We start from the raw sequence: 18,638 nt of genomic DNA on the forward strand, positions 1-18,638 counted from the left end.
GAGGTTGTAAACTGTGATTTTGACGGCAGGAATAGATATCGGAAGCCTGACAACGAAGGCGGTGGTAGTGGCGGACGGTCAGTTGCAGGGCGCTGCCGTTTTAAAAAGCAGCGTTGACGGTGAAGCTACCGCCCGCACGGCCTTACAGGAAGCCCTGTCCCGGGCCGGTTTTAAGGAAGACGATCTGGCGGGGATTGTGGCCACGGGTTACGGCCGCATCCGCGTTTCCTTCGCCCGGCGTCGCATCACGGAAATAACCTGCCATGCCCGGGGAATTTATCACCTGTGGCCCGACGTGCGCACGGTCATCGACATCGGCGGCCAGGACAGCAAAGTCATTCTCTTAGATGAAGGCGGCAGGGTGCGGGATTTTGTGATGAACGAAAAATGCGCCGCAGGCACCGGCCGCTTCCTGGAAGTTATGGCCAACGCTTTAGAAGTACCGGTAAAGGAGATGGGCCGCCTTTCCCTTGAAGCCGTGCAGGGAGCCAACATCAGCAGCATGTGTACCGTTTTTGCCGAAACGGAAGTCGTCTCCCTGGTGGCCGAAGGCCGCCCCGTACCGGAAATTATAAAGGGCCTGCACAACGCCATTGCCCAGCGGGTGGTAGCCATGGCCCAGAGGGCCGGGTGGGAAGAACCGGTGGCCATGACCGGCGGCGTGGCCAAAAATTTAGGAGTGGTAAAAAGCCTGGAAGAACAGCTGGGTGCCAGCATTCGCGTACCCCCAGATCCCCAGATCATCGGCGCCCTGGGAGCCGCCCTGCTGGCGGCTGAATAAAAATTAACTCAGGAGCGAAATTCATCCAGGCTGTCGAGGGCTTCCAGCATTTCTTTTTCGGAATTAAACTCTATTTGGCCGCTTTCTATCTTTTCCTTCCATCCCCTGGGTAAAGCTGTGACCTTTATATTTGTTACCCGCATTAGGGGCCCCAGGCTGCCTGCCGGCCCCTGATAAACAGCCACCATTCCGTCTTTAACGGCCAGGTGACGTTTGGGGGAATCTGTCGGACAGAGGCCGTCTATCTCCTGGGTGATGACCAAACGTTCACCCTCCCAGGTTATACGCCAGCCCTCGGACGCCGGAAAAAGAATGTGCAATTCCTCTACTCCGGCCCAATTCCATTTAACCCCCGCCGGTAAAGGAAGAGCTTCCCGATGGCCACAAAAACGATAATATTTTTCCAACCTCGGTTCTTCCAGTACCCGCGGTTCCAAAAGACCGGGCACCCTGAGGAGAACCGGATTGAGCCCATTGTTAACCCTTGCTTGCTGATAGGCTACAACAATACCTAGCATAAAGATTATAAAACCGATAATACTTAAGCGCCGGTAAGCCTTACGCAAAGGCGGCACCTCTCCTTCTAACAATAATTGCCACCTTCTAGCTTTACCGGCGCTTCCCAGTTTTATACCAGTTTATAACTCCACTTGCTCTAAAATATGGGCGGGAATATCGGCGTTGGTATAAACAGCCTGAACGTCATCATGATCTTCCAGACGGTCTACCAAGCGCATTACCTTGGCGGCCGTTTCCGGGTCGTCGATAGTTACCGTAGTTTGGGGTACCATGGCGATTTCGGCGCTCGCAATATTAGCTCCGGCCTCCTCCAGGACCTTTTTTACCTTCTCCATATCTGCGGTAGCCGTCTTGATCTCTATGGCCGCGGGATCGCTGTCATCGACGTCTTCTGCCCCGGCCTCAATGGCCTGCAGGATTATTTCTTCCCGCTTTTCTCCCACTGGAACTTCAACGGTAATGACCCCTTTGGCGTCAAACATCCAGGCCACACAACCGCTTTCTCCCAAACTGCCGCCGTTGCGGGAAAAAATATAGCGGATTTCTGAAGCCGTGCGGTTACGATTGTCTGTTGCGATATTTAACAGCATAGCTACGCCGCCGGGACCGTACCCCTCATAAACCATCTCTTCATACGCCGCACCTTCTAGTTCTCCGGTACCCCTCATTATGGCCCGCTGAATATTATCATTGGGCATATTTACTTCCTTGGCCCGGGCTATGGCCGCCTTCAAGCGCGGATTGCCTTCCGGATCGCCACCGCCCTGCCGGGCGGCGATAATAATCTCCCGGGCAATTTTGGTAAAAAGGCGTCCGCGTTTCTCATCCATTTTGGCTTTGCGGTGCTTTATATTAGCCCACTTGGAATGGCCAGACATCCTTTGCCCCCCTTTCCTTAAGCTGCCGTCAAAATTCTAGCATATAATCCTCCAATTAAGCAATAAGCCCCCGGCATTCCTGGTATATATTACCTCGCCAAAGACGTAAGTTTTATGTTAACTTTCTGCCTGTAATATGATAGAATTCATACAGTAACTTTTTCACCGCCGCGATCACTAGGGGAGGTGAGTTGTTGTTATCGCGGATGGTAGGAAAAAAATAGGGGGGAATTATTTTGCGGTTTAAGGTTAAAATTCCGACCGCATATTTAATTGCCTGCCTCGTCGTCACCGTTTTAGTTTTAACCTTCGCACCCCTTCCACCGGTGCAAGCCGCCACTTACAGCGGTAACTATTATGCCTTCCATTTTGCACCACTAAAATATTTATACTCTAGATATGCTCAACCGCAGCCGGCACCGCTGCCTGCCCCGGCACCAAAACCGGTACCAGTTCCGGCTCCGCAGCCTGAACCGCAGAACGAAAACTATCAGCTCCATGAGTTTGAACAGAAAGTCGTCGATTTGGTCAATGCCGAACGCGCCAAAGCCGGACTAAAACCCCTGACTTTAGACATACAGCTGGCCAGGGTAGCACGTCTCAAGGCCGAAGACATGCGGGACAATAATTACTTCAGCCACGAATCGCCCACCTACGGTTCTTTTTTCACCATGTTGCAGAAATTCGGCATTACTTACCGCACCGCCGGTGAAAACATCGCCGCCGGTTATCAGACGCCGGAGGCAGTGGTCGCAGCCTGGATGGGCAGTCCTGGTCATCGCAATAACATTTTAAATCCTAATTTCACCTCCATCGGCGTCGGCTATACGATGGGCGGCAGTTACCGGAACTATTGGGTTCAGCTGTTTATCGGCAAATAGTTAAGAACAAAAGCCCCTTTTAATCACGGCGGTTAAAAGGGGCTGTTCTTTTATGCCATTTTAAAGAGTTCGGTGCTCAAATAACGTTCGCCCGTATCGGGGGCGATGACCAGTACTTTTTTTCCTCGTCCCAGGGTCCTGGCCACCTGCAGGGCGGCATATACTGCCGCACCGGAAGATATGCCTACCAGCAGACCTTCCTTCCGCGCCAGATTCCTGGCAGTCATGATGGCGTCTTCATTGGAAACGGTTATGATTTCATCGAGTAAATCCGTGCGAAGAACCGACGGTACAAAACCGGCCCCGATGCCTTGAATTTTATGGGGACCGGGCCTGCCTCCGGAAAGGACGGGTGAAGCAGCCGGTTCCACGGCAATTATCTTTATACCCGGAATTTCCCTTTTTAGAACTTCGCCGACGCCGGTAATGGTCCCACCTGTACCCACTCCGGCCACAAAGGCATCCAGCTCCTTACCCATTTGCTCCAGGATCTCCCGGGCGGTGGTACGACGGTGGATTTCAGGATTGGCCGGGTTCTCAAACTGCTGAGGCATAAAATAATCGGGATTTTCCCGGACCAGCTCCTGGGCCTTTTCCACGGCGCCTTTCATACCCAAATGCCCCGGGGTAAGAATAAATTCCGCGCCATAAGCCGCCAGGAGCTTGCGCCGCTCAATGCTCATGGTTTCCGGCATGACAATGATTAAACGATAGCCGCGAACGGCGGCGATCATGGCCAAACCTATTCCGGTGTTCCCGCTGGTCGGTTCTACAATGGTGGACCCCGGTTTAAGCCTGCCTTCCGCCTCCGCGGCTTCCACCATACCGAGGGCTATCCTGTCCTTCACACTGGCCCCGGGGTTAAAATATTCCAGTTTTACATACACGTCCGCCCCGTTTTCCGCCAGGCGCTGCAGCTTCACCACCGGTGTCTTGCCAATCAACCTGGTAATGTCGTCGGCTATCTGCATGGTCATTCCTCCGTAAATTATAGTTTTCATATCGGAATTTATTATATTTTAATCCCCGGTTAAAGTCCCTGTCAAGAGAAAAGCCACTGCCTATCTCAAAGATTATTGCAGTGGCTTAAAAGGATGCCCGATAATTAATATCGGGTTATATGGCTTCGAGGAAGATTTTGTGATCGACCAGGGCCATTTCTTTAATGCGCGCACGGAAGATTTTCTTTTTGCCAAAAATATCTTCCATAAGGATGCCGTCTTCCCGGGGAATAATACGGTCAACGTTTTCAAACACCAGCTCTTCTTCTCCACCTTCTTTCAAGAAGTAGGCGTTGGCCTCACACATCTCTGCGGCAACCTCCTTCACAAAAGGTTTTTAGACGCCTCGCAAGGGCGTCGATCAAATGGGGCAGGGGCTCAGGCGTTACACCGATTATCTCAACGCCGGCCTTGTTTATAGGGAGCAGAAATTTGCGCGCCGGACTGGCGGCGATGGCCGCCGCTACGGCCGGCGTCACTTCCCCGAGCATGGCATCGGCGAGGATAATCGCCACCGAACCGGTTATGGCGTCCACCCGGGGAGCGTTATAGATAATGGCCCGTTCTCCGGTCGCTCCTTCATTGGCTCCGGCTTTTAACATGGCCACTGTCGCGGCCGCATTGGTCCCCAGGGCCAGGATTTCTACTTCCGGGTCCAGTTCTTCCCTGAGTTTAATGGTGATATGCCTGCCGATGCCGCCTCCCTGACCGTCCACTACGGCTATACGCAGATAAAAATCACTCCCTGGAGAAAATGTATCAAAAATGTAAAAAAGGGCCACTGAGAACCTTGTCGACTCCAGTGTCGACTCCGACCTCCTCGTGGCCTTCCATCCAGCGCGGTCTCCACACCGCTTTAGTATTTATTATTCGCCCTTAAATCTCCGATTCCTTCCTGGGGTTGCTAAAATTTTAAAATTGGGGTGTCCGCAAGATTCCCTTTAATAACTCGGAACTCAGGGAGATATAGGTCTGCGGTACGGGGCCCACGATTATTGCTTCGGCCACCGGTATAGTGGCGGTAACAAAAACGTCCTTTTTAAACAAAGGCGCTATTACCTGAACTTCGCTTTCCACATGAAGATAAATTCGGTGGCGCGTCTGGTTGATGCCGGCCGCTTCAAAAGTATCCCCTATGTCGACGTTGACGGTTCCCATAGGGATAAAGCGCAGGGGCACCGGCGGCCCGTAGGCGGCCAGCAATTTCATCCCCAGGATCTGGCCTAAGGGTAGATAATAGGTCTTGCTTTTTAGCTGGGTCAGGCGTTCCTGAATGGCCAGTTGGGCCTCGGCCTGAAGGCGGCTGATGCTTAAGGCGTCGGCCTGCATGAAAACTATTTGCCCGTTGCCGCTTTCCGGTTTAATCAAGTTGTTATAATTTACCTGGCCGGTTATTTTATCTAAAACAGCCCCCTGAATAGCGTCGGTGGCCGTCCACCGGGCCTGGGCATCGGCAATCCTCTCCATGGCCAGGTGCAGGCGCCATTCCAGCAGAGTAAGGAACACCAGCCCTGCCGCCACGGCTAGAAATACCGGCCCCAACGGTCGCCAACGCCCCGGCCGCCGCCACCGCCGCCGCAAAGCATACCACCCCCATATAGAAGTATACTCCCGGGGCGGTTAAAATGTGAAAATCTTTTATGAGCTTTAACCGCGGCGCAGGCGTACAAATTTGCGTTTACCGGCCTTAAGAACCGCACCGTCCCGAACTACTAACTCGGCATCGGGGTCGTCCAAACGTTGACCGTCAATTCTTACGGCCCCCTGGCGGATCAGACGCCGGGCTTCACTTGTACTGGGTGCTAATCCGGCCTGAACCATTAACCGCGGTAACCAAATTTGCGTCTCTTTAACCTCAACCTCCGGTATGTCCTGCGGCAGGTCGCCCAATTGAAAAACTTTGCGGAATTCCTCTTCTGCCTCCAGGGCCGCAGCTTCGCCGTGGTAGAGGCCCACTATTTCCCGGGCAAGGCGCATCTTCGCGTCCCGCGGGTGCAAAGTGCCATCTGCCAGGCCTTTCCTTATCTCTTCCAGCTCCTCAAGGGAAACTGTGGTCACTAGCTCAAAATAGGTAAGCATCAGCTCGTCGGGCAAAGACATGGTCTTTCCGTACATCTCTTTCGGCGGTTCATTGATGCCGATATAATTGCCCAGGCTCTTGCTCATCTTCTGCACTCCGTCAAGCCCGGGCAGAATTGGCATCATGACGGCCACCTGAGGTTCTTGACCGTATTCCCGCTGTAAATGACGGCCCATCAGGAGGTTGAACTTCTGGTCCGTCCCTCCCAACTCGACGTCGGCGGCCAAGGCGACGGAATCGTAACCCTGCATCAATGGATAAAAGAATTCGTGAACGCTTATCGGCCGGTTTTCTTGATAGCGCCGGGCAAAATCTTCCCTTTCCAGCATCCTGGCCACCGTTATTTTTGCCGCCAGTTGAATAACGTCGGTAAAGGTTAAGTTTGCCAGCCAGCGGCTGTTAAAAGTCACTTCCGTACGGGCCGGATCCAGGACTTTAAAGATCTGCTCCTTATAGGTTTCGGCATTGGCGAGTACTTCTGCTTCCGAAAGCTGCCGCCTGGTTTCTGATTTGCCGGTAGGGTCTCCGATCCTTCCGGTAAAGTCGCCGATGATAATGATCACCTGATGCCCCAGTTCCTGAAACTGGCGCAGCTTCTGGAGCACCACAGTATGTCCCAGGTGAATGTCCGGTGCCGTCGGATCCAGACCCAATTTCACCCTTAAAGGTTTTCCCTCCGCAAGGGAACGCTCCAGCTTATCTTTAAGGTCTTCCTCCGGAATAATTTCTGCCACACCACGACGTATAATCTTAAGCTGTCGCTCTACTTCTCGTTGCAACCCCATCCTCCTCCACAACTCGGCTCTCTACTTTAAAGTTACTAAAAAAAATAACAGACCCGTTTAAGTTTAACATAAGCCATGACCGGCCTTCAAGCTCTTATCATTCCCCTGGGGGGAAAGCTATGTTATAATAAAAAGGCCGTAAAGGAGGTCATTGGCACGATGACATCCCCTAAAAAACGAAAACGCAAATTAAACGTCTTCCGCGTTTTCTTATTGATTTTTTTAGTGTTGGCCGTAACCCTGGCCGGTGCGGGTGTAGGTTTTGCCATCGGCATTATCCGTACCATGCCCGATTGGCAACCGGACAAACTCCAGCTGGCCATGACCACTTTTATATATGATAAAAATGGCCAGCTGGTCGAAGAGCTGCACGGCGAACAAAACCGCATTGTCGTCCCCCTGGAAAAAATCCCGAAAGATCTTCAAAACGCCGTCGTGGCCATCGAAGACGCCCGTTTCTACCAGCACCACGGCATTGATCTCAAAGCCATTTTCCGGGCGTTATGGATCAATTTGCGCAGCGGCGGTATACGCGAAGGCGGCAGCACCATCACCCAGCAGCTGGCCAAAAACGCCTTCATTGAAAATCCAGAGCGCACTTTACGCCGCAAAATCCAGGAAGCCATTATGGCCATTGAACTGGAACGTATGTATACCAAAGAAGAGATCCTGGAAAATTATCTCAACATCGTCTACCTTGGTCCGGGCACCTATGGAGTAGAAGCGGCGTCAAGGTTATATTTCGGCAAATCGGTGTCCGACCTTAATCTTGCCGAAGCGGCCATGCTCGCCGGCATAATCCAGAGCCCGGCGAATTACGATCCGCGCCATCACGAAGAAGCCGCCAAAACCCGCCAGGAACAGGTCCTTGACAACATGGTCAAGTACGGTTACATCACCCCCGAACAGGCAGAAAAGGCCAAGGCAGAAAAGTTGGAATACCATGAAGCCCCACAAACTAAGACCGAAAAATATCCTTATTTTATAGACGCCGTTATCGACGAAGCCGGAAGACTGCTGGAAAGTCAGGGAATAGATGCCGCCGAACTTTTCCGGGGCGGCTTGAAAATTTATACTACCCTCGATCCCAAGATTCAAACCGAGATAGAAAAAGTCTATGCCGATAAAAACAATTTCCCCGCCGGCAGCCCAGACCGGCAGATAGAGAGCGCCATGGTGGTCCTCGATCCCCATACGGGTGAAGTGCGCGGCCTTGTCGGCGGAAGAGATTATACCACCAAACGTGGTTTCAACCGGGCCATCCAGGCCGCACGCCAGCCGGGATCGACCATCAAACCTTTAGTCGTATACGGCCCGGCCCTGGAAAAGGGATACCCTCCCGCCTTTGTCATCGATGATGTACCTGTTAGTTTTCCCGGCGCATCCAAACCCTTCACCCCCGTCAACTACGACGGCCGCTATCGTGGCCTTATCAGCATGCGGGAGGCCATTCGTTGGTCGGTTAATATTCCCGCCGTCAAAATGCTCAATACCATCGGTATTGAAACGGGGTATGAATTCGGCCGCCGTCTGGGTCTGCCCTTAAAGCCCGAAGACAAAAACTTATCCCTGGCTCTGGGAGGCCTGACCACGGGGGTATCCCCCCTGCAGATGGCGGGGGCCTACGGGGCCTTCGCCAACCAGGGGATCTACATTGCACCCCATTTTGTCACCAGGATAACTGATCGCAACGATCGGGATTTAATCGTCAACAAACCCCAGCGCCAAGAAGTCATGAGCGAACAGGTCGCTTACCTGATGACCGATATGCTGGAAACAGTGGTCAGGTCCGGCACCGGTACGAATGCCCAGATCGGCCGGCCGGCTGCAGGTAAAACGGGTACCACCTCCCTGCCGGACACACCTGAATACCGTGGACTTAAAGGAGAAAAGGATGCTTGGTTTGTCGGCTATACACCTGAACTGGTGGCCGCCGTATGGATGGGTTATGATCAGACGGACCCCAAACATTATCTAAAAAACGTCGCCGGCGGCGGTTACCCGGCACTAATTTGGAAAAAGGTGATCAGCGCCGCTTTAAAGGATCAGCCGGTACAAGATTTCCCGCGGCCGGCCGGCATAATTTATGCCGACGTCGATGCCAAATCAGGCCTTTTACCAAGCGAGTTGACGCCCAAGGAATTTATAGTTAAAGAAATTTTTACCCAGAATATGTTGCCGACAAAGGTTTCCGACGTATGGGTGCAGGCCCAAGTCTGTGTAACTACAGGCCAACTGGCTTCCCCCAACTGTCCGGATGTTAAGACGGGTGTCTTTTTAAAACGTCCCGACAACTACAGCGGTTCGATAAAGCCCGAAGATGCCTATTTGGAAGCACCTACGGTGGTCTGCACCCTCCACGGCGGCGCCGGCAATGGAAAACAAGGATTGGTAAGCATCTGTACCGATCCGCGCCATGGGGCCGAACTTTTTTTGGCTAATATACCGAAAAAGGGAGAAGAAGGGGGTTGCCCACCCCAATACGTTAAACAAGTGGAACTGCCGCCGGAGAAAATCCCCACCAGGTATTGCAATCTGCCCGACCATCAATTGACAAAAAAAACATCGGGTTCGGCAAATGAAGAAACGGGCCCTCCTGCACCAAGCTTAACGGCCCGCCTGGAAGTAGGGCCCAACGTTAGCGAGCCCAAAGTCGTCTTGCAATGGGAATTCCCCGCAGGAGAAGGCTATCTTTTTTCCATTGAACGCAGCAGTCAGGGCACCGGCCGGCGAAGCCTGGCCATCGTTAGGGATACCACTTATACTGACACCGGCGTCAAGCCCGGTTTTACCTATCGATACCGGGTAATTGCCCTTGATGAGAAAAGCAATTTAAGCACGCCTTCCAATGAAGTAACCATTGCCATCCCCAAAAAATAGATTAGACCCCGGGCCTTCGACCCGGGGTTTTTTAACGACCGATATATACGATAGTAACGCCGCTACCTCCTTCACCGGCCCCGCCCAGACGATAGCTTTTGACCAGGGGATGCTGTTGCAGGTAATCCTTTAGGGCCTCCCTCAAGGTTCCCGTCCCTTTACCGTGGATTAAACGTACCTGGTTTAAACCCGCCAGCACGGCATCATCCAGATAGGCATCAACTCGATGGCAGGCTTCTTCTACCGTCAGCCCCCGTAAATCGATTTCCGGCTTGACTTCTTCGTGGCTTACTGACTTTACCGTCCAGCCCTTGCTTTCAATTTTTCCGGGTACTTTTCCTTCGCCTTTTATCAGCCGTAATTCCCTTATATTTACGTTTATCTTCAAAACTCCCACCTGTACCTGAACTTCCCTCTGCTCGTTGGGGGGACTCAACACTTTACCGGTCTGGCCCAGGGAAACGAGAAAAACGGTATCGCCCACCTGGAGTTCTGTCGGGGGTGCGCCGCTGTCGACCGGCTCATAACGGGCCGCCCCGGCTTCAATAGTGTCCTCCAGTTCTTTTAATTGCCGCTGGGCTTTATTGATCGCCTGCTGCCTGGCCCGCAAGTTTTCTTCTGCCAGGGCTTTTTCTATGCGGGCCATAATCTCCCTAACCTCTGCCTTGGCCCGCCTTAAGATGGCCCTGGCTTCTCGGCGGACCTTCTCCATCTCTCTCGCCGCCTGCTGTTGCCACTCCTCTTTTTCCCTGGCCAATTCCTCACGGACCTTTTCAGCTTCCCGGCGCAAAATTTCGGCCTGCTCCCTTTCCCGCGCGCTAACCCGTTTGTCTTCCGCCAGACCGGCTATCAGGCGGCTTATCCGCCGGTTTTCTTCACCAAGGAGGTTGCTGGCCCGTTCAATAATATCCGGGGCAAGTCCCAGGCGGGCGGCGATGACGAAAGCATTGCTTTCGCCCGGCGTACCGATGACGAGGTTGTAGGTTGGCTCAAGGGTTTCACTGTCGAATTCCACGGCGGCGTTTTCTACCTTTGGAGTGGCATAAGCATAGGCCTTCAATTCGCTGTAATGGGTGGTGGCAATGCTCCTCGCACCTAGATCGGTTAGGTAATCGAGGATGGCCATGGCCAAAGCCGCTCCTTCAGTGGGGTCGGTACCAGCGCCCAGTTCGTCCAGGAGGACAAGACTTCCGGCCGTTACTTCATTAATGATCTTAACGATCTGGGCCATGTGGGCGGAAAAGGTGCTTAAAGACTGCTCGATACTTTGTTCGTCGCCGATATCGGCATAAACGGCGGCCGTTGGGTCTACTTCCGTACCCTCGCCCGCCGGCAGGTGCAGGCCACACTGGGCCATAAGGGTAAAGAGCCCCACCATCTTCAGCGTTACCGTTTTGCCGCCGGTATTGGGGCCGGTGATGACCAGGGTAGTAAAATCTTCCCCCAGGGTGAGGCTGACAGGTACCACTTTCCCTTTCAGGAGGGGATGGCGGCCGCTTTTAATGCGCCAGCGTCCTTCATTGTTTAATTGGGGTTCTACGGCCCCCATCTCCAGACTCAAACGCCCTTTTGCCAGGGTAAAATCCAACTCCGCCAAGGCGTCTAGGGTGGCTGCCAATCCCTCCTTTTCGCGACCAACCAGGCTGCTGAGGTGCCTTAAAATAGCCTCAACTTCCCTGGCTTCAGCCGCTTTTAGGTGACGGAGCTCATTATTGAGCTCTACTAAGACCATGGGCTCAATAAAAAGGGTTGCCCCGCTGGCCGATTGATCGTGAATCAGTCCTGGAACGTGGTGGCGGTACTCCTGTTTTATGGGCAGGACGTAACGGTCGTTGCGTATGGTGTAAAGATTATCCTGAAGGTATTTCTGCATTTCCGTGGAACGCAGGAAAGTGTCCAGGCTTTCTTTTATCCTCTCCTGGATCTTTAGTATCTGCTGCCGCAAAGAATAAAGCCGCGGCGTTGCCTGGTCTACAACCTCTCCATCGGGACCGACGGCCTGTTCAATGGCCTTTTCCAGTTCACGAAATTCGCCAATCCTCTCTGCTATGGCGGTAATAATTGGCCGGCGACCTTCAAGACCCAGGAGATACCGCCGCACCCGCCGTCCATTCTTTAAGGTGGCCACTATCCGCAGCAACTCTTCCCCTTCCAGAATCCCGCCCACAGCCGCCCGGGCCAATTGCGGCCGCACGTCATAGATACTAAAGGGTAAATCGGGATAACGCCGCAGTACTTCTTCAGCTTCGCTGGTGGCTTTGATACGGCGGCGGACTTCCTCCAGGTCCCGAACCGGTTCAAGGGTCCGGACGAGCTCTACCCCAAGGGATGAAAGACATTTTTCCTCAAGGCGCAGCAGAACCTTGTCCAGCTCCAATTTCAAATACGTCTTATTCAACTAATATGCCCCCATCTCTCTTTCTCCGTCCTGATGATATCCGTCCCGGAATGTAAGATCAACAGTTCTACTAAAGCACTCCTCGGAAATAATGACCCCGGGTAATACCGCCCGGAGCCATCTTTTCTGCCTCCAGGGACAGCTCTGCGAGGGCTTCCCTTCCTTCCCCCCGGGCCACGAGGTCCAGGGCAGTCCGGTACAGGGACGTTACCCGCCTGATGTAGCCGGCAGGTTTTTCCGTAGCCTCAACTCGAACCCAATGAAAACCCAAAGAAGATATATCTTCTAAATGCTTAAGGAGATTTATTTCCTTGACGTTGTATAAATAAAACCGGCACTTATCATCGGTCGCAATGGGAAATACAAGTCCCAGACGATCTTTTAAACCATAGCGACCCTTAAGACATGGAGCGGTACATTTGCGGCCGGGCCTTTGACCGCCCAAACGTGCCCCCAGGACGCAGTGGGCGGAAATCATCAGGGGCAAAGCGCCGTGCACAATGAGTTCCAGGGGTAATGGGGATACGAGCCGGCGCAGTTGCTCCCGGTTCACCTCCGGGGAAAGGGTAACACCCTTTAATCCCGCCTCGGCCAGGGCTTGAAGGGACCAGCCGTTGAAGGCGTTTAAAGGATAATCGCCCCAACCGGCCAAGCCGTATTTCCTTAAAAGCTCAATGCCGCCGAAATTGCCGACAAGGATTAGGTCGGCGCCGGCATCGACAAGTTCCTCAAGCCGTCTGCCGACCCCTGCCACCTCCGTTTCATGCCAGATGCGCGGCAAGGCCGGTACCAGGGTTGCCCCCTTTATTTTTGCCTCCTCTATAAGATCACGCAACAGGTTCCCTCCAGGAACCCCGTGCCCCCGCCATATTTCACCTGCAAGATAGACGCGTTCGGCTCCCGCAGCCAAAGCCGCCCTGGCGCCTTCCGGGTCGCCCACCGCCACCGCCAGGCGCGGGGGCTCTTGTCGTCGCCTGCCGGTTCTTTCTCCGTCTGCCGCCTGCGGTGGCTGCCGGAGTTCTAATAGCCTTTTGCGGAATTCTTCTTCCGGGGGCACTCGCCGGGGCCACGCCTCAAGGCGCATCTGGCGCAGTTTTTCGATGGCCTCCCGTCGGATGCGGTTTAATTCGCTTAAAGGCACCATCAGCCGACCTTCCAATTCGACAATAAGGTGCCCTAATCGATAAGGTGTATTTCCCAGGCGCCCCAGGTGCTCCGCCAGGACGGCTTCGTTTAACGGATGGCGCTCGGCCGCTTCGGCGGCCCTGCTCGTTTGGGCCTCCGCCCGGTTTCCGCCGGGGTCGATTATCTCCAGCTTTAAAGGTTCTCCCTCCCGGGCATAAACTTTCATGGTTAGGGGCAGGCGTCTTTCTTCCGGAATGGTAGTAAAGGTACGCCTCACTTCCTGTAAAAGTAAGGCATCGCTCGTCTTAAAAATGCGGTCCCCCGGTCTGGTCGCGGGCGGTAGTTTTAAAGTAACGGTAGCCCCCGCCGGAGCAGAGTCTACCTCTCGCTCCCCCTGCCGGATGTGATGAACTACAAGGCCCTGATGGCCTCCTTTGCTCACCCAAACTTCCAAGCCGTCGCCGCGGCTTAAGGGGGCTTCCAGATGAACCTGAAAGCCGTCGTTCTGGCGCCGCTCCACCCGCCCTAAATAAAGCCCGCGGTTACTGGGGCGGCCGTAACTCATTAATTCTGCCCCCGGATTGCCGTCAAGATACCCTGGCGTAAAGTCGCGGTTAAAAATCTGGGCCACTTCCCTCTCTTCTTCGGTAAATACCTGAAAGTCTTCGGGATTGTTATAAAATCGATCAATAACTCGACGATATGCCCGGGTTACCACCGCCACATACTCAGGCCGGCGCATCCGCCCTTCAATTTTAAAGGCCTTGACGCCGGCGGCTATTAGTTCCGGTATGCGGTCCAGGGTATAGAGGTCGCGGGTACTTAACAGGTGTTCCGGCTTCTCTTCCAGTGCCCGTCCCTTTTCATCCACCAGCGTGTAGGCCAGGCGACAGGGCTGGGCGCACCGACCGCGGTTGCCACTCCGTCCCCCTACCATGCTGCTGAAAAGGCACTGGCCGGAATATGAAAAACAAAGGGCGCCGTGAACAAAAACTTCGAGCTCTATCCCCACTTTACTGCTAATGGCCTTAATATCCCTTAATGATAACTCCCGGCCGAGGACAACCCTTTTAAAACCGAGTCTCGCCAAATACTCAGCCCCGGCCGCGTTGGTTACCGTCATCTGGGTGCTGCCGATTAAAGGTAATTCGGGCATAATATTCCTTGATAAGTTGGCCAGCCCCAGATCTTGAACAATAATACCGTCAACACGGTTTTCTCCCAAGAAGTAGAGATAATCCACAGCCTCTGCCAGCTCCCAGTCTGACAGGAGGGTATTGACGGTTACATAAACCCGCACATCGCATTCGTGGGCATAAGCCACGGCATCCCGTAGCTCATCCCGGGAAAAATTCGCAGCCCCCTCGCGGGCGTTAAACTGTTTGCCGCCCAGGTACACGGCATCGGCACCGTTGTTTACCGCAGCCTTTAAAGCCTCGGGGCTGCCTGCCGGGGCCATTAATTCAACCCTTGTCATAAAGACACCTCAAAACATATTATACCGCCGAAAAAGACAATAAAAAATGCCGGTGGTAAAATAGCGCCACCGGCTTTAAAATCCAATAACTTATTAATTCTGTTCCACCCTGTGCCACACCCCATTTTCCGGTGTGTGCTTGACAGAAGTAAACCACTCCCAGTTGGACCTATAACAATTATAGCGTTCATCCAGGCGGGCATAGGCTTCGTTCAATTCCCTAATGGTAAGGAGCGGCAACCCCCGTTCATATTTTACCCTCGCCAAAACCTGTGCCATCTTACAGCCCCCCTCTACATTCTCCTTTTGTTAGGATTATTTTACCACACTTTTTTAACATTTGCGTCATTCTCCTGCTACAAGGTCGATTTTACCTTTTCAATGGATGAAAACCCCTCCTGAACGGTTTTTTGTATTTCCATTGCCGATAATATCATATAGCAAATTCTATGCCAGGATAATATAAAAGAGGACTTTCTCCTTTGAAACGCCTTGAGAAAGTCCTCTTTTTTATATTTATAGTTTTGTCGTCTTTATTCAATTTATTGAATTAGTAATTCCATCAAAGGAGTTATGGTGGCACTTTTTCTGTATCTATTTTTTTGGACTTCATTCGTAATTTTGTATTATTTTTTCGCCGGCCGCAGTTTATAACGTTTAATCATTTCATTCAGGGTGCTTCTTTTAAGGCCGAGGATTTCCGCCGCCCTCGCCTGGACCCACTGGCTTTCTTCAAGGGCCTGAACTAACAAGTTGATTTCATATGCTGTTACGGCCTCCTTAAAGCTCATTCCCTTGGTATAAGCCCAGCCGGAAGCGTTGGCGGACAAGTTGCGGAACTGGCGCGGCAGATCTCCCACTTCTATTTTTTTGCCCTCCGCCAGGATCACCGCCCTTTCGATGACGTTTTCCAGTTCCCGGACATTACCCTGCCAGTCGGCCCGAACCAGGGCGTCCATGGCCTCGCTGGTAAAACCGGTTATCTCTTTTCCTAAGCGGCGACTATACTTCTCTAAGAAATGCCTGGCCAGTAAGGGAATATCGTCCCGCCGTTCCCTTAGCGGCGGCAGCCAGATGGTTATAACATTTAGGCGGTAGAAAAGCTCCGGACGGAAAGCCCCTTCTTTTACAGCCTTCTCAAGATCGCGGTTGGTGGCTGCCAGAACACGCACGTTAACCCGGGTGGGTCGTGTCTCGCCTACTCTTATAAACTCTCCTTCTTGTAAAACGCGTAAAAGCTTGCTCTGGAGCCCCGGGCTAATGTCGCCGATCTCATCCAGAAAAATGGTTCCTTCATGGGCTTCCTCGAACAATCCCTTCTTGGCCGTCACCGCGCCGGTGAAGGCGCCCCGGGCATGGCCGAACAACTCGCTTTCCAGGAGCGTTTCCGGCAGGGCGGCGCAATTAATACTGATAAAGGGCGCTTCGCTGCGGCGACTGCGGTAATGGATGGCCCTGGCCACAAGTTCCTTGCCGGTGCCACTCTCCCCGCGGATGAGAACGGTGGCATCGGTTTTGGCGACTTTTTCAATCATACGATATACTTCCTGCATGACGGCGCTGTTACCGACCAATTGGCCGTACTGCCCCTGAAAAACCTTAAGTTCCTGGCGCAGGTTAAGGTTACTTTTTTCCAGCTGGGCGATGAGATAAGGCAGACACATGCGGTTTTCGGCCAGACCGTGATAAACGGCGATGGCCTTCTCCCGGCAGGATGAATAGCCGCAGGCGCCACAGTTAAGTTCATCTTCGGGGGTGAGTTTGCCCAACTCGGCAAGGATTTTTCGTATATCGGCCTCGGTTGGACGGGGGAAAAATACGCTTTTATCGTGAAATTCCCGGCGTAAATTGATAATATCGGGGTTTATCGGCCGCGGTGTTGCCTTTTCTAACCCCTGGCGGGTAAATTCGGCCACAATTTTGCGCCGGCGAAAGGCGGAGAATTTATTTTCCTGCATGGGCCCGTTTATACAACCTTTACAGAAGAGCATATCTACCATTTTGGGCATCATTTGTCCTTCATTGACGGCTTTTAAAAATTCCAGGCAGTCTTCCCGGCCCTCTATTACCAGTACCTGGTTGGCCAAAATGTCGGCGTCCACCCCCGCGCTCCTTAAAAGACCGCCGCCTACCGGGTACAAACGTCCTAGATAGGCCGGTTCGCTGTCGAAATCCATATTACCGCAGGAATTAACGTCGATCTGCCTGACGGCCAGCATTTCCTTTATTTCCAAAAAAGTCAGGACGGCGTCAACGGCCCCGGCAACTTCGTCTTCCTGGGCCTCCCCTTTTTTGGCCACACAGGGGCCTATAAAAACTATCCGGCTGTCCGGACCAACCTTCTTTTTAAGATACCTGCCCAGGGCAATCATCGGTGAAACAACGGGGATTAACTGGGATAATAATTTAGGATAATATTTGCTCACAAGGTTGACCACCGCCGGGCAGGGGGTGCTGATTAATCCCTGGCGTTCCCCGGCTTCCTGGAGGTAGCGGCGGTATTCAAGGGTGACTAAATGGGCGCCAAAGGCCACTTCATGGACCTCGGCAAACCCCATCTGCTTTAAAGCCGCCACTACCTGTCCGGGCCAGGCAGGATGGAACTCGGCCACGAAAGAAGGAGCCAGGCAGGCAATAGTCCTTTTTGTCGTGAGATACCCCTCCACTTTCTCTACCTCACGTTGCACTTCCTTGGCCTGCTGGGCACATACCTGGACGCAGTGGCCGCAGGCAATACAGAGTTCGGGGACAACCCTGGCCTGACCCTCCACTACTTTTATGGCTTTCACAGGGCAGTTACGAATGCAGGCATAACACATGCGACATTTACCTGTGATTGTTTTCACTATTTCCATTGTATACCACCCTTTGCCGTACCTTTTTTCTCTAATAATTATACAATACACCGCTTCGGATGGCGAGACAAAATTTTGAACTAAAAAGGACATAAAAAAGCCGCCTCATAAAAAGGCAGCAAAAAAGGAGGCGGTGTACGTCGTTTTCTTGCTTTAATTCTCATCAAAGAACAATTCATCAACAGTCAAACCGAAAAAATCAGCCAGTTTCTTCATGGTGTCTTTACGCGGGTAACGCCGGCCCCTTTCGATCATGGCATAGGCACTCTGGGTGATACCCACCGCCATCGCCACCTTCTTTTGAGTGAGGCCGCGTTCCCGGCGCAGTTGGTACATTTTTTCATTGCGCATAAAGTTCACCATATAGAGAAACTATTGCTAGTAATAATTTAATCACGTATCGCGATAATTGTCAAGTGCGAAAGCATTTTATCACATTTAGTGATAAAATATTGCTTATTATCACTTAGAGTGTTAAATTGGCAGTAGCTGGTGCGTGATATGAGAAAGTTTAGGGGTGTACTAATGAAAACATTGGGCGAAAGACTGACGGCTCTACGAAGAGAAAGAAACCTCACCCAGGCCGAATTGGCCCGCAGCCTTAATATGGCCCAGAGCACCATTGCCATGTACGAAAAGAATAAGCGCACCCCTGATGCTGCAACGTTACAAAAGCTGGCTGATTTTTTCAGGGTTTCTGTTGATTACCTGTTGGGTCGTGACGAATCCTCTCTACCTGCGGTATATGAAATCCAAAACGAAAAATTATCTAAAAAACTACCCTTCCTTAAGGAAACAAATAGCAATCCACACGAAGATCCTTTATTTCAATATCTATTTCAACGCCTTTCCGATCTTACTCCCCAGCAGAGGAAAAGACTCGCCCGCAGTTGGTATAACGCCTTAAAAAAAATCGAAAAGGAAAAGCCGGGGGACCATCTTAACGGCACCCCCGGCTTTGAACCTGAAGGTAAATGA

The 18,638-nt window shown here is 52.5% G+C and carries 16 protein-coding genes; 4 read left to right on the plus strand and 12 right to left on the minus strand.

Annotated elements, in window-relative coordinates:
- The first annotated feature begins 13 nt into the window (after positions 1 to 13).
- Complete coding sequence (locus tag MHFGQ_RS09260) at positions 14 to 781, plus strand: acyl-CoA dehydratase activase (protein ID WP_106004232.1); 768 nt, start codon at positions 14 to 16, stop codon at positions 779 to 781.
- A gap of 8 nt (positions 782 to 789) precedes the next feature.
- Here the strand turns inward: MHFGQ_RS09260 and MHFGQ_RS09265 are convergent, their stop codons facing one another.
- Positions 790 to 1,347, minus strand: coding sequence for a BofC C-terminal domain-containing protein (locus MHFGQ_RS09265; protein WP_170066106.1), 558 nt, complete (start codon positions 1,345 to 1,347; stop codon positions 790 to 792).
- A gap of 72 nt (positions 1,348 to 1,419) precedes the next feature.
- Entirely contained in the window at positions 1,420 to 2,178 is a 759-nt protein-coding gene (locus tag MHFGQ_RS09270; protein ID WP_106004231.1) for a YebC/PmpR family DNA-binding transcriptional regulator, read from the minus strand.
- 236 nt (positions 2,179 to 2,414) lie between these two features.
- Here MHFGQ_RS09270 and MHFGQ_RS09275 point away from each other — a divergent pair, with 236 nt between their 5' ends.
- Entirely contained in the window at positions 2,415 to 3,059 is a 645-nt protein-coding gene (locus MHFGQ_RS09275; RefSeq protein ID WP_211292827.1) for a CAP domain-containing protein, read from the plus strand.
- Between the two features lie 50 nt (positions 3,060 to 3,109).
- Here the strand turns inward: MHFGQ_RS09275 and cysK are convergent, their stop codons facing one another.
- The 5 genes from cysK to tyrS form a co-directional block, all read right to left on the minus strand.
- A complete protein-coding gene (cysK, locus tag MHFGQ_RS09280) occupies positions 3,110 to 4,030 on the minus strand; it encodes a cysteine synthase A (protein ID WP_106004229.1) in 921 nt (306 codons plus the stop codon).
- Between the two features lie 145 nt (positions 4,031 to 4,175).
- On the minus strand, positions 4,176 to 4,367 hold the full coding sequence (locus MHFGQ_RS09285; RefSeq protein WP_106004228.1) for a CooT family nickel-binding protein: 192 nt from the start codon (positions 4,365 to 4,367) through the stop codon (positions 4,176 to 4,178).
- Entirely contained in the window at positions 4,360 to 4,791 is a 432-nt protein-coding gene (locus MHFGQ_RS09290) for a DUF3842 family protein (RefSeq protein ID WP_170066114.1), read from the minus strand. The genes MHFGQ_RS09285 and MHFGQ_RS09290 overlap by 8 nt, the downstream gene beginning before the upstream one ends.
- A 181-nt stretch (positions 4,792 to 4,972) precedes the next feature.
- Positions 4,973 to 5,641, minus strand: coding sequence for a sporulation protein YunB (yunB, locus tag MHFGQ_RS09295; RefSeq protein ID WP_106004227.1), 669 nt, complete (start codon positions 5,639 to 5,641; stop codon positions 4,973 to 4,975).
- A gap of 66 nt (positions 5,642 to 5,707) precedes the next feature.
- A complete protein-coding gene (gene tyrS / locus MHFGQ_RS09300; RefSeq protein ID WP_245907731.1) occupies positions 5,708 to 6,919 on the minus strand; it encodes a tyrosine--tRNA ligase in 1,212 nt (403 codons plus the stop codon).
- 165 nt (positions 6,920 to 7,084) lie between these two features.
- Here tyrS and MHFGQ_RS09305 point away from each other — a divergent pair, with 165 nt between their 5' ends.
- Entirely contained in the window at positions 7,085 to 9,805 is a 2,721-nt protein-coding gene (locus MHFGQ_RS09305) for a transglycosylase domain-containing protein (protein WP_106004225.1), read from the plus strand.
- 31 nt (positions 9,806 to 9,836) lie between these two features.
- Here MHFGQ_RS09305 and MHFGQ_RS09310 read toward each other — a convergent pair whose 3' ends face one another.
- The 5 genes from MHFGQ_RS09310 to MHFGQ_RS09330 all read right to left on the minus strand — a co-directional run bounded on the left by MHFGQ_RS09310 (position 9,837) and on the right by MHFGQ_RS09330 (position 18,011).
- A complete protein-coding gene (locus tag MHFGQ_RS09310) occupies positions 9,837 to 12,203 on the minus strand; it encodes an endonuclease MutS2 (protein ID WP_170066105.1) in 2,367 nt (788 codons plus the stop codon).
- A 70-nt stretch (positions 12,204 to 12,273) separates the two neighbouring features.
- The gene (locus tag MHFGQ_RS09315; RefSeq protein WP_106004224.1) at positions 12,274 to 14,805 is read right to left on the minus strand and encodes a DUF3656 domain-containing U32 family peptidase; all 2,532 of its coding nucleotides are present in this window, start codon (positions 14,803 to 14,805) and stop codon (positions 12,274 to 12,276) included.
- Between the two features lie 93 nt (positions 14,806 to 14,898).
- The gene (locus tag MHFGQ_RS09320) at positions 14,899 to 15,084 is read right to left on the minus strand and encodes a hypothetical protein (RefSeq protein ID WP_106004223.1); all 186 of its coding nucleotides are present in this window, start codon (positions 15,082 to 15,084) and stop codon (positions 14,899 to 14,901) included.
- Between the two features lie 347 nt (positions 15,085 to 15,431).
- A complete protein-coding gene (locus tag MHFGQ_RS09325; RefSeq protein WP_106004222.1) occupies positions 15,432 to 17,660 on the minus strand; it encodes a sigma 54-interacting transcriptional regulator in 2,229 nt (742 codons plus the stop codon).
- Between the two features lie 153 nt (positions 17,661 to 17,813).
- Positions 17,814 to 18,011 carry a helix-turn-helix transcriptional regulator gene (locus MHFGQ_RS09330; protein WP_245907730.1) on the minus strand — a complete coding sequence of 66 codons (198 nt, stop codon included), beginning with the start codon at positions 18,009 to 18,011 and terminating at the stop codon, positions 17,814 to 17,816.
- Between the two features lie 174 nt (positions 18,012 to 18,185).
- Between MHFGQ_RS09330 and MHFGQ_RS09335 the strand changes: the two genes are divergently transcribed.
- A complete protein-coding gene (locus MHFGQ_RS09335; protein WP_106004220.1) occupies positions 18,186 to 18,638 on the plus strand; it encodes a helix-turn-helix domain-containing protein in 453 nt (150 codons plus the stop codon).

The sequence above is a fragment of the Moorella humiferrea genome, from assembly GCF_039233145.1.
Taxonomy (GTDB): Bacteria; Bacillota; DSM-521; order Neomoorellales; family Neomoorellaceae; genus Neomoorella; species Neomoorella humiferrea.

What these genes read in the sequence shown, in the direction of transcription:
- MHFGQ_RS09270 (WP_106004231.1), bottom strand. Translation starts at nt 2,178, where the DNA reads ATGTCTGGCCATTCCAAGTGGGCTAATATAAAGCACCGCAAAGCCAAA.
- MHFGQ_RS09305 (WP_106004225.1), top strand. Translation starts at nt 7,085, where the DNA reads ATGACATCCCCTAAAAAACGAAAACGCAAATTAAACGTCTTCCGCGTT.
- MHFGQ_RS09285 (WP_106004228.1), bottom strand. Translation starts at nt 4,367, where the DNA reads ATGTGTGAGGCCAACGCCTACTTCTTGAAAGAAGGTGGAGAAGAAGAG.
- MHFGQ_RS09335 (WP_106004220.1), top strand. Translation starts at nt 18,186, where the DNA reads ATGAAAACATTGGGCGAAAGACTGACGGCTCTACGAAGAGAAAGAAAC.
- MHFGQ_RS09325 (WP_106004222.1), bottom strand. Translation starts at nt 17,660, where the DNA reads ATGGAAATAGTGAAAACAATCACAGGTAAATGTCGCATGTGTTATGCC.
- MHFGQ_RS09320 (WP_106004223.1), bottom strand. Translation starts at nt 15,084, where the DNA reads ATGGCACAGGTTTTGGCGAGGGTAAAATATGAACGGGGGTTGCCGCTC.
- MHFGQ_RS09315 (WP_106004224.1), bottom strand. Translation starts at nt 14,805, where the DNA reads ATGACAAGGGTTGAATTAATGGCCCCGGCAGGCAGCCCCGAGGCTTTA.
- MHFGQ_RS09330 (WP_245907730.1), bottom strand. Translation starts at nt 18,011, where the DNA reads ATGCGCAATGAAAAAATGTACCAACTGCGCCGGGAACGCGGCCTCACT.
- cysK (WP_106004229.1), bottom strand. Translation starts at nt 4,030, where the DNA reads ATGCAGATAGCCGACGACATTACCAGGTTGATTGGCAAGACACCGGTG.